Here is a 14166-nt window from a genome sequence, read left to right as displayed (position 1 = left end):
ATGCCAGCCAGGGACAACGATTTTGAACAATGGGATGAACGCCGGGCAAACCGGTGGCGACAACGTTTACGACACCTTGCGTGATCCGGAATTCTGGCTCTTCCGCATCTTTCCGCTGCAAGCCTGCGTGCCCGTGGCGATACTCGCCGCGATCGTGGCCTGGGTCGTCCTCGCGACGACGCAGTCGGTGCCGGGCGCGATCGGCGCCGCGGTAGCGGTGCTGCTGATCGGGCTCGTCCCGATCCGGCGGCGCACACCCGCCGTCCGGCTCAGCGGGTGGATCGGTCGCAGGCTGGCAGGCCGCACCGACACCATCGACCGCGCGCCCGCCTTCGACGTGCCGCTGGCCGAAGGCGGTGGCTGTGGGATGCGCTGGGACGGTGACCTGCTGCTGACGATGCTGCGCATCGATCCGCCGCCGGACACCCTGACACTGCTGCGCAGTGGTTCGCTCAGCGCCGACCAACTGATGCCGATCACCGAGATCGCGCGCTGTCTGGATCAATTCGATGTTCAGCTCGTGAGCATCGATGTGATCGCGACCGGCGCGCGGACCGCGGGTATCGGTGCGGCGGCGCAGCTCTACGACCGCATCCTCGGTCCGCTGCCCGCCATCGCGCACCGCACCTGCTGGCTGGTGCTGCGCCTGGATCCCGTCGCCAATGCCACCGCGGTCGGCAAGCGCGGCGGCGGCGCCGAGGGCGCGCTGCGCACGATGATCATCACTACCCGCCGAGTCGCCAATCGCCTCGCCACTCACGGCATCGACGCAGCCGTCCTCACCGCCACCGAGATGAACAGCGCGCTGCGCCAACTCACCCACGGGTTCGATCCGCTGCGACTCACCGAGTCGGCGCACGGGTTGGCCACCGAACAGCGGAACAGGCCCGAGCGCACCACGTCACTGCGTGAGCAGGTCACCGGGCAGCGTGAGCAGCCCGAGCACACCGAGCCGGAGACCCCGCCCCGTCATCTCACGCACTACCAACTCACCGCGCCGATGATCACCACCTTCGGCTTCGCCGAGATCTGGTCGACCCCGAGCCTGTCGACGACGGTGACCCTGCGCCTGCACCCGGGTGCGCGGCGCACCGACCGCCGCGACGACAAGGCCGACACCGTCGTGCTCAACGCCGTCGTCCGCTTCGACACCGCCACACCACTGGACGACAAGCCGCTGCCCGGGCTGCGTGAACTGCCGGGCAGTCAAGGCCGGATCCTGTTGGACACCTTGCCGATCGGCGCCGCCGACGACCTCGGCGGGCGCGATGGTTACCGCGGCACCCTCGTCGCGCTCGCCGATATCGCCGTGCCGACCACCGGCTGCGGACAACTCATCGGCGCCGACGCGACCGGCCAGGGGATCGCCGTGCCGCTGATCGGCGAAGGCACCCGCCACGTCGACGTCATCGGCAACCTCGACCTCGCCCAGCAGGTGATCCTGCGGGCGACCGCACTCGGCGCCCACGCCATCGTGCACACCGCCAGACCGCAGGCTTGGCAGTCGATGGTCGCGAATCTGGCTATGCCCCAACTACTCTCGATCGCACCCCGGGCCGCTGGGGCCACCCCGCCACCGCAGCTCGGGCCGGCCCCGATGCCCGCGGCACCGTACCCGACCACCACCGTCCTGGTGTACGACGGCATCGCGCCGACGAGTCATCTCGGTGGTGCCACGGTGGTCGAGGTCCGCACCGCCGAACGCGACCATGACGACTTCGCCCCGGACGTGACCCTGACCCAGGACCCCCACTCCCCCAACCGGATCACCGTCCGCACCAGCACCGGCACCGCGACGGTCACCATGGTCACGACCCCCGACGAGATGCACTACATCGGCGAATCACTGGCCGCCCGCTGACCCCTATATATAACGAAGGCCGACCGGTGACACCGGTCGGCCTTCGCGACGATCGGATCAGAAATCCGCGAAACCGTCGCCGACCTTGCCGTCGGCCTCGAGGGCACGGTTCAGCGCCGACTCGACCGCCCCGGCCAGCTTGTCCAGCGTGGTGAGGGTGTCCGACAGCTCCGTGTGCACGGAGCTGTGCGCCTTTTCGAAATTGGCGTGCGCGTTGTCACCGGTCAGCGCTGCCTTGAAGTTGGTCGCGGCGGTCTCCAGTTCGGAGATCTCGCCGCGCATCCTGCCACCGAATTCCTGCAGGTCGCTGAACAGCTCGTTCATCGCCTTGGGATCGTAAAGAATGGTCATGCTCTTAGTTCCTTGTCGTATCGATGCCGATTGCGATCGGGAGAAGCGATCAGGTGTGGAGAGTGGTGGTCGGGGCCGGGCCGCCGGCCGAGCCGCCGCCGGACAGACCGCCCTGGTCCATGCTCACGATGGTGCTCTTGCCGGAGTCGATGGCCTCGTTGAACCGGTCGAACTTCTGGTTCAGGGCGGTGGCCTCTGTGTTCCACGCTTCGGCGACCTTGACGAACTCGTCGTGCGAGTCGCCCTTCCAGCCCTTGACGACCGCCTGGGCGGAGCTGTCGATCTCGTTCACCGACCGACGAAGATTGCTGATGGTTTCCTGCAGTGCCGTCACAACGTTGTCTACGCCGCCGGCTTCTACGCCTACTGGTCCCTGAGGGGGCATTGTCGAACCTTTCCTTCTTGATGGGTGACACGGGAGTTGGCTATTCGGACTGCCACCCCCCACCGGGAAGCCCCTCGAGGAGCGCACCGATCGCCTGGGTGAGGCGGTGGTCGGTGCCCGGCGTGATGGTGGACCACACCTGGCCGTCGGGCGCCGTCATCGGCGCTACGACGATCCGGCCGCGCGCGGTGTCGTACACCGCGACCGCGCCAGGAGCCCGGGTGGTCAGCCCGTCGTGGTGGACGAAGGCAGTGATCTCGGTGTAGCCGCGGCAGGAGCCGAAAGCCGCACCGAGCACTGTCGCGACGTGCGCGTCGATACCGAGCGCATACATCGCGTCCACGTAGTCGGAGGTGGTACTCGCCTCGTCGAGGCGCCGCGACAACTCGTCGGCCGCGACACTCACCGTGGCGATCTCGGCCTGCGGACAGGCAGGCAGCGCGGTGAGCAGCAATCTCGTGAGTTCCCGGTCCGATCCATCGATCGCCGGTGCCGAGAGCTCGAACGAAGATCCGGTTCGGACCGCGATGGCGTGTTGGGAACCGCGGCGCGCCACACAGATCCGGCGTTGCCCGTCTTCGCCGTAGCAGCGCGCGGCCAGTTCGGCCCCGGGTGCGGTGAGCGTGAACATGGCCTCGGCCAAACCCGGTTCGACATCGCCGAATCCGTCGAACACGCCGCCTGCCGTGAGTTCGGCGACGGCACTGTCGCGCGCGGCCTGCCACGCGTCGATCGTGTCCTGCTGCGGACCGACGGCGAGCACGAGCGGCAGGGTCTGCACGCCGAGGCGTTCAGCGACTGCGAGCAGCGAGTCATTGGTCAGTGTCGTCACGACTCACCGCCCGATTGCACGGATCCGGATTGCGGCGCCGCTCGCTCGGCGACACCGAGAACGGCGGGAGCGGCCTGGATTTCGCCCTCGGCGACCAGTTGGTCGGATTCTTCGTAGGCCAGGCCGGCGCGCGGGAAGCGCGCCGCGTCCTGACCGCCCGCGGCGGACGCCATCGGTCCCGGCGCGATCGGCGTCGAGTGTCCCGCCGTGGTGGCTACCGGTGTCGGCTGCGCGGTCGGGGCGACGGCGGTCGCGGACTGAGCGAAAACGGGTGCGCGATAGGCGGTTTGCACCGGTGCGGGCAGGGCAGGCATGCCACCGAGGCCCGGCAAGCCGATCCCCGGCATCGCCGACGGTGTCGCCGACGCCGATACGGCCTTCCCACCGGACTGCTCTGCCATCAGCGCGGTCTCGGGCACGATCGGGGGTGGCGGGACATGCAACCACGGATTCGCCAGCGGCTCGGTGGCCGCCTCGTAACTGCGCATCACCCGGGAGGCAACGGCTTTGGCGACGTCGGCGTCGGCGTCGGTCTGGGCCGCGATCGCCTGCACGGGCGCGCCGAGCATCGTGCCGACCTGTTCGAGTGCCTTCTGGATCTCGGCGATCGCGGCGATCTCGCCGGAGTTGGGCATGGCCCGCGCCGCGACTTCGTAGGCCAGCACCTGCGCGTGCATCCTGGCGGCGTTGGCGGTGGCCGCCGCCGCGGTTTCGAGCAGCCAGTCACGCAGCATCGAAACCCGTTCCCACACTTCGTCACTGCGCCCGGATTGCCAGGAACCGCGCAGCATCCGCAGCACCTGCTCGTAGTCGAGCACGGCCGCGCCGAAGGCCGCGGCGAGCCGCGTCCAGGCGGCGGCCGCGTCGGCCATCGGCATCGGTCCGGGGCCGGTGGTGAGTTCGGTCGCCAGCCGTTGCGGCTCGCGTGCCTCCCACACCACACCGGTGAACCCGGGCTGCGGTGGTTCGATCATCAGTGGTGTGTTCCCCTAGGCCGACGAGCCGCCGAAGCCGCTGGTGTTGTCGGACTCCATCCGATCGAACTCCGACACCTGCGAACGCAGCGTGGCGGCGAGCTTGCTCATTTCCCGCGCGCCCGCCTCGGCTCCGGTCAGGTAGTCGTCGGCGACGCCGTTCGCGGTGACCGCGGCCCGCGCGGAAACCTCATCGGTCCCGGCGGCGGTCACGTGCAATGCGGGCGCGACCGCGGTCAGCTCGGTGGAGAGCCGATCGACGATGGCGTCCAATGCCGATGCGGCGTTACTCGCTGCGGTTGAATCGAATTCGAAGGTGTTGCTCATTGCGACTCCTGTCGTGGTGTGCCCGCGTCACAGTGTGAGTTCTCGGTCCGGTGGTGCCTCGGTGGTGGCAGGTTCGGCGGCGCCGACCACCGGCATCGACACCCCCTCGATCTGGCCGACGACTTCGTCGCCGTGATTGCCTGTGACCAGCTGGCTGTGCACGGCTTCGTTGCCGCCACCGTCGACGGCCCGCGCCATCGGCATACCGGCCCCGCCCCCAGCGCCGCCCATCGGCATGTAACCCGGCGACGAACTGGTCGTCGTTGCGTTGCCACCCGTAGCCGGGGCACCGGAAGCGCCTGCGGCGCCAGTGGTTCCGACGGTCGACAGCCCGCTACCCCGGCCGCCCTGCCAGGGGCTCAGCGGTGTCGCGGCCGCGGCACCGATCCCGCCGATCCCGCCGATGGCACCCATGCCACCGCCGCCACCGCCACCCGCGCTGCCCAGTCCTTCGGCATCCGCGCCGAGGGGCGCATCGCCGGTGGTCGAAGCATCGGTGGTGGTGGCAGCGGTCGTCGCCGACAGCGATTTCGCCTGTTCGGCCATCGAGCTGACAGACTGCACCGCCGTGCTCGCGGTGGAGATCAACGGCGTGATCATGCTCATCAACTGGCTCAGCGATTCGCTCGAGTCGACACCGGTCGGCGCGTTGGTGATCTCGACCTTCTCGCCGGCCTTGGCCATCTGGCCGCTGTGCCCGAGCAGTTCGACCTTGGTTTTGGCGGTGATCGCCAAAGCCTCGGTCATCGATTCGATCGTCGCCGCGACCAGCACGCCCTGCCCGACCGGAGTCAACGCGTACAGCGGCGCCAGTGCCAGGGTCGCCGAATAGCGCGCGATGACCGCCGACAACTGCGCCGCACCGGTGGCCACACTGCCCGCCGCACCGACGAGAACCGATTTCTCCTGCGTACTCTGTGTCGCCAGCTTCGCGCCATCGGCCTGGGCGGCGGTGGCCTTGGTGGCCGCTTCCGACGACCCGGCGCTCTGCCACAGCGACATCACCGTCTGCAATGCCGTGGAACCCAGCGACATCACCGTCTGCAGCGTGGAGCTGACGTTCGACAGCATGTCGGTGGGATCGACCGAGGTCCCGTCGCCGGTGCCGGTGCCGCCCAGCTGGCCGGTGCCGAACGCCGAGGCCAGCTGGGTGAGCGGTTGCATCAGCGCCGTGAGATCGATCGTCGGCAGCGGCGGCATCTCCGGCAGACCGACGAACTGCGGAAGTTGCGGCAGCTGCGGTAGACCCATCGACGTCAGCGCCTGACTCACCGGTTGGTCGAGCATCGGCGCGAGCGCGCTGCCCCGCATCAGCTCGAGCACTGTCGGATCCAGCGACGCGCCGCTGGTAGGAACTCCCCCGGGAAACGCCATGGCTACTTGTCGACCATCGCGATGTTGAGTCCGGCCGCCGCGTCGGCACCCTCATAGGTGGCGGCCGCCTGCGTCGCGGTGAGCGCCGTCCCGGCGTGCACGCCCGCCAGCTGCGCGACCGAAGTCAGGTGGTTGGCTTGCGCGTAAGCGAACGACAGCAGGAACTCCTGCCCGATCAGGCCGAACACCGGCACGACCGCGCCGACTGTCGCCGCCTGATCGACGGCACCGGCCTGGGCCACCCCCGCCGCCATGGTGGCCGAAGCACCGGCGTAGGCACGAACTGCATCGGGAACTACCGCAACATGATTCATGACTATCGTCCAATCTCGAAACAGCCCTTGGTGTTTCGTTACTCTATCTACCAGTCGAATGTCAGCGCTACGCATCGCGCCGGTAAAGTTTCGTTGAACCTCACGTGTTCGCTTCGTTGAACGCCGTGATCGCGGCGGCCCGATCGGCGTAAGCGCGATAGGCAGCCGCCTGTGCGGTTTCCACCAGCACCCGCTCGAAATCCGCCGGCGTGAGCTTGCTGATCGCCGCCGAGAAATCCAGCCCGACCAGTGCGCCGTTGCCGTCGACGGTCACCGTCACCGCACCGTCTGCCGAGGTCTCCTCCGCCCGAATGCCCTGCGTCGTCTCGGTCAGATCCTGTAACCGGTACAGCTGTCCCTGCACGCGCGCGATGAGCTCGTCCATGGTCTCGACCATCCCCGGTTACCTGCCTTCTCGTCGAGTCATACCGAACGCAACCAACTTTCGGGTTCGGTGTCGTAGTCCTGCTCCTCGATGATCTCCGCCGAAGCGACCTCGGCTTCGGTCGGCAGACCGGTGGCAGCGAGCAGACCCGGATCGAACCCGGCCGCCGCCAACTGATTTCGCCGTGCCAACCCCGCCCGATTCGCCGATTTCCGGCACAACCGCAGAACCTCGGCAGCCAGGGCGCCCGGATCGCCGCGCAACTGATCGGCATCGAGCGTGATCCCCACCGGCAGCCCCTGCTCGGTGGTACGCACCTCGATCCCGCCCGTCAGTGACGCCGCGGTGAACTCGGTCGGAAACTCGTCCATCTGCCCTCCCTACGCCCGATCATCCCTGATGGCTCTGACAACTTCGGCGATCTGCGCGTTGACCAGCGAGACCAGCCGCTTGCGATCGGCGGGGACCACCCGGGCCGGTGAACCCGGCACGATGACGTATCGCCCATCGTCGACCACGTCACGCCAGACCAGATACAGCCGTACGATGCCGCGCGGTCCGAATCGCGACCAGCCCTGCTCGATCTCGATGGTGCCCGCGAGGTCATCGGGCTCGTCGAGAAATCCGGCACCGGCGGCAGCGAAATCATCGCCGGTGTCGTGCACGAGGGAGCGGCCGAACGAGAAGTCGACATCCGGGGCCGTGGTGTCGACGAGCTCGAAGTCACGACGCCTGCCCGGGTCGGCCACGGGAAACAACGACGCCACCGCATCCCCGAGCGCGAGGGCATCGTGCCTGGTGACGGCGAAACCGGCCGAGTCGGACATGGTTTCACCCGGCACCTGGCGCACCACGAACGCGTCGTCACCCTTGCGGACGGCGAGCACACGCAGCGACCGCTTCGGGTTCTCCGGTTCCCGCCCGTCGATACCGCGCGCGATCACGCGGATATCGGGACGGGTGAGCGCCTGCGTGAGGAGCTCGAGCTCCGGGCCCGACCGGCGCCGAAGTGCGTGCCACGCTTCATGTTTGACGCGAATGCTGTCGGCATAGCTCTGCGCCGCACCGCGATAGCTGAGCGGCTCGGGCAGACTTTCCTCCTTCAGCTCGTCATACATCGCGGCGAACTCCACCGGCGTGAACTCCACAACGGCTGTCACTGTTCGATGACCGGTCTCGCCACGATCGGCGCGGTGCCGAGCGCTTCGTCCAGATGATCGACCGAGTCGAGGTAGTCGGCGCGCTTGTGGTCCTTCTGCTGTCCGCCGCCGCCCGCGCCTGCCCCGCCGCCGCCCATCGGCATGCCGCCCATCGGCATCCCGGAACCACCGCCCGCGATACCCGCGCGGCTCGCCATCGCTTCGAGGCCGGTCGCGGTGACCGCGGCACGGGGAAACAGGCTCGACGCGTTCTGCAAGCTCTGGCCTGACAGCCCGCCGCCCGCGCCACCACCCGAGCCGCCGCCCGCACCACCACCGCTCTTGGCCGCCGCGGTCATCTTCTTCGCCTGATCCTCCAATGAGGAGCTGAGACCGGCCAGGCCGGGGATCGACGACAGCGCGCTCGGATCAGTTCCCGCCGCTGCCGCACTCGCCTGTTCCAGCGCCGACTGCGCGGCCGAACTCGCCTGTTCCAACGCCGACTGCGCGGCCGAACTCACCTGCTCCAGCCCTGAGGACGCCGCCTGCTCTGCCGCCTGCTCCGCTGCTTTCTGCGCCGCCTGCTCCGCGGCTTTCGCCGCCTGCTCCGCCGCGGTACGCGCGGCGGCCTTCGCCGCATCGCTGGCCGCGGCCTGGGCTGCGGTCTGAGCCGCCGTTTGCAAGGCGGACATACCGTTCTGGAATCCGGAGGAGAGCCCGGCGGCTCCGGAACCCGAACCACCACCCGCGCCTGAACCGCCGCCTGCTCCCGAACCACCGCCGGATCCGGAGCCACCGCCCGTACCCGCGCCGTCACCCGTTGGTTTGCTGCCCGTCGTCGGCGGGATCGGGTCGGGAAGCAGGGCGATCACGCCCGCGGAGTTGTCGACACCGAGCACATAGGTGTTCTTCATCGCCGCCGCATAACGCGCCTCGTAGGCAAGCTTCTTTCGCGTCTCATACGCGCGCACCGACTCCGGTGACAGATATTGCACGTCGGTGTAGTTCACTGCCTGCAACGAAGTCCTGGTCGCGTACAGCCAATCCGAGACGAACCCCAGCAGATCGCCGAGCGCGTTCATGCCTTCGACCAGGTTCTTGTTGCCACTGCCGTACGCCGCGATCGCCTGACGTGCGCGGTCGGCGCCACCGCCTTCACCAGGACTACGCCAGCTGTTCTCGGTGGCGATCATCTTGTTCGACAGCCCTTCGAACTTCTCGTCCAGCCTGCCCGCCAGCCATTTCCAATCCGACCCAGCCTGTGCTGCGGTGACCTCCATGCTCGGGCTTCCGCTCAGCGAGGCGATGATCTTCTGATAATCGTCATAGCCGAACTGAGTCGGATCCTCGGCGTTGACGACCATCGGATCGAATTCCAGGCCTTTAGGCGGCATCAGCAGGCTGTCAGGGACCCCGCCTCCTTCCTTCTTCAGGACCGAGATGTCCATGCATCGCCCGAAGGCTTGGGGAGCAGTGCCGAGATTCTCGGTCTTGCCCTTGTCCGACTCGATCCGCCCACGCAGGCCGGCCAGGTCGGCTTTGCCGCCTTCGTCGCCGCCGGTGTATGCCTTACCGGAGGCAAGGAACGTATCGCTCATGTCGTCGAGGATCTTGCCGTGATCGTCGAGGATTCCTTTGAGGTCGCGGCCCTTGGCCGAAAACCGATTCGCCAGTGCCGCCGCCGACGGAATCACCGCGGCGAACGCGGCGAGCTGATCGACCTTACCCAGCGCGGCCTGCACGGAGTTCACCCGAATACGAACGTCGATCGCCTCGTTGACGAGGCCGTCGATCACCTTCGGTTGCAATTCCAGTACACCGCTGAGCGACTCGGCTCGCAGCCCACTCCACGGATTGGGTGTATCGCCCATGCGCGCCTGTCCTCCTCATCACCACACGGACATTTCCCTGCGACGAGAGACTGCCTGCGTGATCAATTCCTTCGACGTAGCAACGATTCTAATGTCGCAGATGTGAATCCCGCATGTACAGAGCGGATCTCGCCGGTGCCAATGCATCGACAATCGGTCGCAGCGGGTGTGTCAGCGGTGGCGATCGGTCGCCGTGTGGAAGTTCTGGTCACTGCGATCGAAAGATGCTGGGAGATAACTGTTCTCGCGGACGTAGTCGAGGAACTCCGCGGGCAGGGCCAGCGCGTGTTCGGCGTAGTACTCGATGAAGTCGGTGCGCCAGATCCAGACTCCGTCCGAGTGCAGGGAGGGGCCGCCGGGGATCCAACCCTCGCCCGCCAGCAGGTTCGGTACCGCCGACATCACATCGAAGATGCCGGGTGCCGTGCGCAGATAGTCGAGAACTCGCCCATGTTCGTCGGCGCGCTCCGACATCAGCGCCTCCAGGATGGAGGGCAACTCGTCCCTTCTGCCGTCGTACATCTCGCGATACATGCCAAGCGGCTTCAGCTCGAAAACCTCACCGGGAGCGCCCGCTTCCAGCCGATGTTCGATCAGCCTGCCGTGTTCGTCCCAGCGTTTGCGCAGGCGCAGCGAGCCGGGGCGGGCATACACGTCGAGCGTGGCCAGGGTCCCGTCGCGACGCCACTCCCGCCATTCACCGACTGCCATGCCGCGCTGCGTCGTGCCCGCCGACGCGAGTGCACCGTCCTCGTACCAAGCCTGACTCAGCCCTTCGTCGGCACCGTCGACGAAGTTCCACCGGCCGGCGATCGTGCCGTTGGGATGGCGTTCGATCGCCTGCCCGGTGTACGGCTCGCCCCGGTAGCGGGTCGGCTCGTCACCGGAGCTCAGTGCGAACTCCGGATCGTTGATATCGAGTGCGGGACCGTCGGTCATCTGCTCGTGTCCTTTCCCGTCGCGCCTGCCATCGTGAGTTCGAACAACGCGCTGTCGATGTCGAATCCCGCGTCTTCGCCGAACAATTCGGTCAGCGTGGTCCGGGTGGCCTCGCCCTTCTCCGCCGCGGCGACCAACTGGGCCACCGCGTGGAGCCGGTCGCCGGTCGCACCGACAACATCGGCGACGACATCGATGACGGTCTGCGCGGTCCAGATGGCGGGGACGGCGGGGGCCAGTTCATCCGAGACGGGCGAGTCACCGCGATGCCACGCACCGTCGTCCCACCAATAGCAGAACGACAGCAAGCCGTCGGCCGCGCGGCCGTTGAGCACCGGCTCGGCGACCCAGGCCGGCGCACCCGCGTAGAGGTCGGGCAGCGGTGCGCCGTCCTGGTAGGAATCGCGCAAACGTCGCGCGTTCCACACCCCGCCCGAGAGCACCGCGCGTCCACCCGGCAGCGCGCACAGAGTCGCGCCGCTGCGCTGGGCACCATCGAACTGACAGACGCCCGGTGAAATCCGGGGGCCGACCGGTGATCCCACCGCGACGAAGGCCGCGGCGAGCACGGCCCAGCGGCGGGCGATCAGCGGGAACGCTGGGAAGTCCTGGTCCGGGACCGAGCGGATCGCCTTGTTACCCACAACGCTGTCGCGACGTGCCTGTTCCGCGGCGTCGCGCGGCGAGCGCACCTGGCGCCCGCCGTGGCCGAGATAGGCGGCCAACCACACCGGTAGCGTCGGACGCGGATAGATCTCCAGGTCGCTGCGATAGGCGGGGGCGGCGAAGAGCTGGCCGTCGGGAAACGGGTCGGCGCCGTAGTCGTAGTCGACCTCCATCCGGCCGTCGCTGGTGAGCTCGAGCAGATACCGCCACCACGGCTCGTCGTCGCGCTGTGCCGACAGCCTGCGGTGTTCCCGCACCAGGGCGAGCACGTCCTCGGCGGGGAACACCCGGATCGAGGTGCCCCGCTCATCGGCGAACACCACGACCGCCGACTCCGCGGTCACCGTCATCGCGAACGACGCGGTGAGCCGAAACCACCCCGGCGGCCCGAGTTCGGCGAGTTCGAAACCGATCCGGTAACTCAGCGCCGACATCTGCGTCGCCGCGTCCTCGACCGGTGGATCGGCGGTCTGCTCAGCCATGCCGCTCCTGGAACCGGCGCTCGAAAGCGTCGATGTATATCGAGGGCGCCACCGATGACGAAGACCGTTCCAGCACACCGTCATCGGCGATGTAGTAGATCGCCCGGCCGATCGCGATCTCGCCTGGTTCGACCGGCAGATACACCATCCAGCCCACCGACAACCGGTCCGCCCGCAGCAGCGCGGGCGGGTAAGCGGTGGTGTCGACGGCCGAGTCGATCAGCTGTTCGCGTACCCGGTCGATCGCCTCCGCGCGCGGCATCGGTGCCGGCGCTTCGCTCGTCACCCCGCCGAGGACGAGCTGGAACAGGGCACCGTCGATATCGAAAAAGCCTTCGTCGCCGAAGAGTTCGACGAGTGTGCCGCGGGTGACGACACCGGCCTCGGCCGCGGCGACGAGGGTCGCGGCGGCGGTGTGGCGTGGTTCGGTCGGATCTTCCTCGATCAGGAGGGCGACCGCGTCCGCGGTGGCTGCCGCCGACCACACGTTCGGCAGTGCGACGGCGACCGCATCGGCCGCGGGCGACTCGCCCTGATACCAGCACCCGTCCACCCACCAGTAGCAGAAGGAGAGCAGACCACCCGCCGCGCGGCGATCGAGTGTCGGAGTAGCCACCCAGGCGGGGGCACCCGTGTACAGCTGGGGCAGCGGTGCGTTGTCGTTATAGGCCGTGTCCAGCGCGGGCGAGTTCCAGACGCCACCGGAGAGCACGGCTCGATCGTCGGCGAGTCGACAGAGCGAGCTGCCGTGGCGGTCGCTGGTGTCGAAGCGGCCGACCGAGGGTAGGAACCGCGGCCCCCAGGTCGATCCGACCGCGACCGCGACGCCCGCCAGTACCGCCCACCTCGCCACGAGCAACGGCAACGGCGGGAACCCGTCGGCAGGCACCGGGGCGGTCCCCGCCGTACGGTCGGCGCGAGCCTGGACCGCCGCGGCCGCCGCCGATCGCAGCTGACGATCGTCGTGGTTGAGGTAGGCCGCCAGCCAGAAGGGTAAGCGGGCGCGGGGAAATATTTCCAGGTCCGCCTGGTACGCGGTCGGCGGGAACAGGTGGTCGACCGGGAACGGTTCGTCGCCGTAGTCGTAGTCGACCTCGATTTGACCAGCGGGGGTCAGCCCGAGCGTCAATCGCCACCACGGCCCGTCGCCGAGCTCGGCCGAGTACTCCCGATGCGTCCTGATCAGGGCGAGCACCTCGGCGGATGGGCGGAGTCTGGTCACCCGCTGCTCGTCGTCGGAATACACCGCGAGCACGATCTCGGCGGTCACGGTCAGCGCGAAGACCGCGTCGACCCTGCGCCAGCCGGGCGGCCCCTGACTCGCCAGCGCGCGGGCGGCGCGGTGCATCAGGTCACGGGCTCGTTCGCCGATATCGGCGGTGAAGGTGACGTCGACATCGGCGGATTCACTTGGTGGCGAACCGGATTCGGTCGTCTCAGCAGTAGCGGGCTGCTGCGCGACCGCTGCCTCGGTCTCGTCGGACGGGCGGGTCACCGGCTGCGCTTCTCGGCCTCGATATTGCGATCGTCGGCGGCCAGCCTGGCGTTGGTCACCAGATACAGCACAAGCGAGACCGGCGACTGCGCCAAGACAACGGTCTGTGCCGGGCCCGCCCAGCGAATCTGCGGCCACTGGCCAGGAATTCGCGAGGTCGGTTCGCCGAGCACCTCGGTCAGCACACCGGCCGTATCGGCGAACACCGTGCGTAGGCGGGCCGTGCCCGCCGCGTCTTCGTCGACGAAATCGGTCAGCCGGGTCTCGATGCGCACGGCCCTGCCGTCCTCGCCGTGCACCTTCCCGCTGCTCACCCCCAAGCCGGTGTCGAGCATGACCCAGTTCGGTCGGCTCACCACCGCACGCCATCCGAACTCGGCCACCAGTTCCGGCACATCGGACAGCTCCCACGACCAGTCGAGGTCGCGCAGCCGAGTAGCGAGGTCGGCCAGCTCAGTGGCCGAGGGCGCGCGCCATTCGGTCACCCCTTCGCCTCACGATCGAGCCCGTCGAGCCTGCGCGTCAGCGCGGCTCTCCGCGCCCGCTTGTGTGAACCGTCGAGTTGGGCGGCGAACTCGACGCGTGCCGCAGTCACCAGTTCCTCGGGCGCCTCGGGGCGGACACGTGAGATCGCCCAGAGCACGTTCTCGGTCTCGTTGTCCAGGCCGGTTTCGGTGCGCAGGCCTCCGCCACCGCTCACCGAGGCGAGCATCTCCTCGAAATTGGCCCGCATCTCGTCCTCGGTCGGATAGTCGGTGCGCATGCTTGCCT

The 14166-nt window shown here is 68.2% G+C and carries 17 protein-coding genes; 1 reads left to right on the top strand and 16 read right to left on the bottom strand.

Annotated elements, in window-relative coordinates:
• Positions 1 to 34 precede the first annotated feature (34 nt).
• Positions 35 to 1861 (top strand): type VII secretion protein EccE, encoded by a 1827-nt coding sequence (eccE, locus tag IBJ82_RS11805; RefSeq protein ID WP_194825915.1) that lies wholly within the window; start codon positions 35 to 37, stop codon positions 1859 to 1861.
• Between the two features lie 57 nt (positions 1862 to 1918).
• Here eccE and IBJ82_RS11800 read toward each other — a convergent pair whose 3' ends face one another.
• The 16 genes from IBJ82_RS11800 to IBJ82_RS11725 all read right to left on the bottom strand — a co-directional run bounded on the left by IBJ82_RS11800 (position 1919) and on the right by IBJ82_RS11725 (position 14158).
• Positions 1919 to 2212, bottom strand: coding sequence for a WXG100 family type VII secretion target (locus IBJ82_RS11800; protein ID WP_228536851.1), 294 nt, complete (start codon positions 2210 to 2212; stop codon positions 1919 to 1921).
• A gap of 49 nt (positions 2213 to 2261) precedes the next feature.
• On the bottom strand, positions 2262 to 2597 hold the full coding sequence (locus tag IBJ82_RS11795) for a WXG100 family type VII secretion target (RefSeq protein ID WP_194825914.1): 336 nt from the start codon (positions 2595 to 2597) through the stop codon (positions 2262 to 2264).
• A 40-nt stretch (positions 2598 to 2637) separates the two neighbouring features.
• Complete coding sequence (locus tag IBJ82_RS11790; protein WP_194825913.1) at positions 2638 to 3429, bottom strand: ESX secretion-associated protein EspG; 792 nt, start codon at positions 3427 to 3429, stop codon at positions 2638 to 2640.
• Entirely contained in the window at positions 3426 to 4403 is a 978-nt protein-coding gene (locus tag IBJ82_RS11785; RefSeq protein ID WP_194825912.1) for a PPE domain-containing protein, read from the bottom strand. Before IBJ82_RS11785 ends, IBJ82_RS11790 begins: the two co-directional genes overlap by 4 nt.
• A gap of 15 nt (positions 4404 to 4418) precedes the next feature.
• Positions 4419 to 4730 carry a PE family protein gene (locus IBJ82_RS11780; protein ID WP_194825911.1) on the bottom strand — a complete coding sequence of 104 codons (312 nt, stop codon included), beginning with the start codon at positions 4728 to 4730 and terminating at the stop codon, positions 4419 to 4421.
• A gap of 27 nt (positions 4731 to 4757) precedes the next feature.
• A complete protein-coding gene (locus IBJ82_RS11775) occupies positions 4758 to 6104 on the bottom strand; it encodes a hypothetical protein (RefSeq protein ID WP_194825910.1) in 1347 nt (448 codons plus the stop codon).
• 2 nt (positions 6105 to 6106) lie between these two features.
• Positions 6107 to 6418: a type VII secretion target gene (locus tag IBJ82_RS11770; RefSeq protein WP_194825909.1), complete on the bottom strand. Its 312-nt coding sequence runs from the start codon at positions 6416 to 6418 to the stop codon at positions 6107 to 6109.
• Between the two features lie 100 nt (positions 6419 to 6518).
• A complete protein-coding gene (locus IBJ82_RS11765; RefSeq protein WP_194825908.1) occupies positions 6519 to 6815 on the bottom strand; it encodes a YbaB/EbfC family nucleoid-associated protein in 297 nt (98 codons plus the stop codon).
• Between the two features lie 26 nt (positions 6816 to 6841).
• Positions 6842 to 7174, bottom strand: a complete 333-nt coding sequence (locus IBJ82_RS11760) for a hypothetical protein (protein ID WP_194825907.1) — start codon at positions 7172 to 7174, stop codon at positions 6842 to 6844.
• A gap of 9 nt (positions 7175 to 7183) precedes the next feature.
• On the bottom strand, positions 7184 to 7963 hold the full coding sequence (locus tag IBJ82_RS11755) for an ESX secretion-associated protein EspG (RefSeq protein ID WP_194825906.1): 780 nt from the start codon (positions 7961 to 7963) through the stop codon (positions 7184 to 7186).
• Entirely contained in the window at positions 7960 to 9813 is a 1854-nt protein-coding gene (locus tag IBJ82_RS35065; protein WP_194825905.1) for a hypothetical protein, read from the bottom strand. Before IBJ82_RS35065 ends, IBJ82_RS11755 begins: the two co-directional genes overlap by 4 nt.
• A gap of 171 nt (positions 9814 to 9984) precedes the next feature.
• Entirely contained in the window at positions 9985 to 10752 is a 768-nt protein-coding gene (locus IBJ82_RS34645; RefSeq protein ID WP_228536850.1) for a toxin-antitoxin system YwqK family antitoxin, read from the bottom strand.
• Positions 10749 to 11900 (bottom strand): hypothetical protein, encoded by a 1152-nt coding sequence (locus tag IBJ82_RS11740; protein WP_194825904.1) that lies wholly within the window; start codon positions 11898 to 11900, stop codon positions 10749 to 10751. Before IBJ82_RS11740 ends, IBJ82_RS34645 begins: the two co-directional genes overlap by 4 nt.
• Complete coding sequence (locus IBJ82_RS11735; RefSeq protein WP_370585273.1) at positions 11893 to 13395, bottom strand: hypothetical protein; 1503 nt, start codon at positions 13393 to 13395, stop codon at positions 11893 to 11895. Before IBJ82_RS11735 ends, IBJ82_RS11740 begins: the two co-directional genes overlap by 8 nt.
• Positions 13392 to 13880 (bottom strand): DUF6301 family protein, encoded by a 489-nt coding sequence (locus IBJ82_RS11730; RefSeq protein WP_194825903.1) that lies wholly within the window; start codon positions 13878 to 13880, stop codon positions 13392 to 13394. Before IBJ82_RS11730 ends, IBJ82_RS11735 begins: the two co-directional genes overlap by 4 nt.
• Positions 13877 to 14158, bottom strand: coding sequence for a hypothetical protein (locus IBJ82_RS11725; protein ID WP_194825902.1), 282 nt, complete (start codon positions 14156 to 14158; stop codon positions 13877 to 13879). Before IBJ82_RS11725 ends, IBJ82_RS11730 begins: the two co-directional genes overlap by 4 nt.
• Between the last annotated feature and the right edge of the window lie 8 nt (positions 14159 to 14166).

It is taken from the genome of Nocardia sp. XZ_19_231 (genome assembly GCF_015355705.1).
GTDB classification, from domain to species: domain Bacteria; phylum Actinomycetota; class Actinomycetes; order Mycobacteriales; family Mycobacteriaceae; genus Nocardia; species Nocardia salmonicida.
Note: the sequence above shows the minus strand (reverse complement) of the source record. Positions and strands in the feature narration are given on the sequence as shown.

Coding starts and splice junctions, on each gene's coding strand:
- eccE (WP_194825915.1), top strand. CDS start 35: ATGAACGCCGGGCAAACCGGTGGCGACAACGTTTACGACACCTTGCGT.
- IBJ82_RS11800 (WP_228536851.1), bottom strand. CDS start 2,212: ATGACCATTCTTTACGATCCCAAGGCGATGAACGAGCTGTTCAGCGAC.
- IBJ82_RS11795 (WP_194825914.1), bottom strand. CDS start 2,597: ATGCCCCCTCAGGGACCAGTAGGCGTAGAAGCCGGCGGCGTAGACAAC.
- IBJ82_RS11785 (WP_194825912.1), bottom strand. CDS start 4,403: ATGATCGAACCACCGCAGCCCGGGTTCACCGGTGTGGTGTGGGAGGCA.
- IBJ82_RS11780 (WP_194825911.1), bottom strand. CDS start 4,730: ATGAGCAACACCTTCGAATTCGATTCAACCGCAGCGAGTAACGCCGCA.
- IBJ82_RS11775 (WP_194825910.1), bottom strand. CDS start 6,104: ATGGCGTTTCCCGGGGGAGTTCCTACCAGCGGCGCGTCGCTGGATCCG.
- IBJ82_RS11770 (WP_194825909.1), bottom strand. CDS start 6,418: ATGAATCATGTTGCGGTAGTTCCCGATGCAGTTCGTGCCTACGCCGGT.
- IBJ82_RS11765 (WP_194825908.1), bottom strand. CDS start 6,815: ATGGTCGAGACCATGGACGAGCTCATCGCGCGCGTGCAGGGACAGCTG.
- IBJ82_RS11760 (WP_194825907.1), bottom strand. CDS start 7,174: ATGGACGAGTTTCCGACCGAGTTCACCGCGGCGTCACTGACGGGCGGG.
- IBJ82_RS35065 (WP_194825905.1), bottom strand. CDS start 9,813: ATGGGCGATACACCCAATCCGTGGAGTGGGCTGCGAGCCGAGTCGCTC.
- IBJ82_RS34645 (WP_228536850.1), bottom strand. CDS start 10,752: ATGACCGACGGTCCCGCACTCGATATCAACGATCCGGAGTTCGCACTG.
- IBJ82_RS11740 (WP_194825904.1), bottom strand. CDS start 11,900: ATGGCTGAGCAGACCGCCGATCCACCGGTCGAGGACGCGGCGACGCAG.
- IBJ82_RS11725 (WP_194825902.1), bottom strand. CDS start 14,158: ATGCGCACCGACTATCCGACCGAGGACGAGATGCGGGCCAATTTCGAG.